Source organism: Rufibacter sp. JT20002 (genome assembly GCF_056491185.1).
Genome location: NZ_JBSZJY010000012.1, coordinates 1 through 1,037, shown reverse-complemented (window position 1 = coordinate 1,037; position 1,037 = coordinate 1). Strand labels below are relative to the sequence as shown.

The window sequence follows — 1,037 nt, the reverse complement described above, 5'->3', positions numbered from 1 at the left end:
GGCGGAGACCATGGCGTTGTCGAGCAGGCGGGCGAAGGCGATGTTGAGCGTGCCGTCGGTGACGTTCACCGTGAAGGTCTCCGTGGTGGCCGTCTTGGCCGCCCCCGCCTTGGCCACGATGTCGTAGGCGCTGAGCACCTTGCTGCCCTCGATGCTCACGTCGAACACCCGCTTGCCGGCCACCGTCCAGTACAGGTCGGCGAAGTGCAGCACCACCAGGTACTCCCCGCCCTTGACGGGGATGTTGTAGGAGAAGCCCGTGCCGAACCGGTTGGAGCGGTAGATCGCGTCGTCCGTCGTGCCGGCGATGGCGTCGGTGGTGGGGGTCTTCTTGGCCCCGCCCGAGGCGTAGGAGTCCGCGGCGAAGACGCCCCGCGAGGTGGTCTCCTGCGGCCCCCCGGCGTTGAGGCGGAAGGCCTCCCCGGAGGAGGTCCCGCCCGAGACGGTCAGGCTGAAGTCATCCGTGGCGCTGCCGCCCTTCCCGTCCGAGGCCGTCACCCGCACGGCCAGCGTGCCCGCGTCGGCCGCCGTCGGCGTGCCGCTGAAGGAGCGGGTCGCCCCGCTGAAGCTCAGCCACGAGGGCAGCGCCCCGCCCCCGGCCAGCGCGGCCGAGTAGCTCAGCGCGTCCCCGTCCGGGTCGGTGAAGGTGCCCGCCGGGAAGGCGTAGCTGTAGGCCGCGCCCGCCGTGGCGCCCTGGTCGGGGATCGCGCTCGCCACCACCGGCGAGCCGTTCGTGCTGCCCCCGGTGACCGTCAGCGTGAACTGGTCGGAGGCGCTGCCGCCCTTCCCGTCCGAGGCCGTCAGCCGGATGGTCAGCGTCACGGCCGAGGCCGGGGCCGTCCCGCTCAGCTGCCGGGTCGCCGGGCTGAAGCTCAGCCAGGAGGGCAGCGCGCTGCCGTTGCCCTGCGCGGCCGAGTAGGTCAGCGCGTCCCCGTCCGGGTCGGTGAAGGTCCCGCCCGGCACGGTGTAGGCGTAGGCCGCCCCCGCCGCCACGCTCTGGTCCGGAACCGGAACAGACACCACCGGCGACTGGTTCG

The 1,037-nt window shown here is 73.2% G+C and carries 1 protein-coding gene; it reads right to left on the bottom strand.

The genetic code is table 11. The annotated features are described in order from the left end of the window. The coding region (locus ACW9SV_RS22485; protein ID WP_479559031.1) for a putative Ig domain-containing protein at window positions 1-1,037 on the bottom strand (1,037 nt) is incomplete at both ends.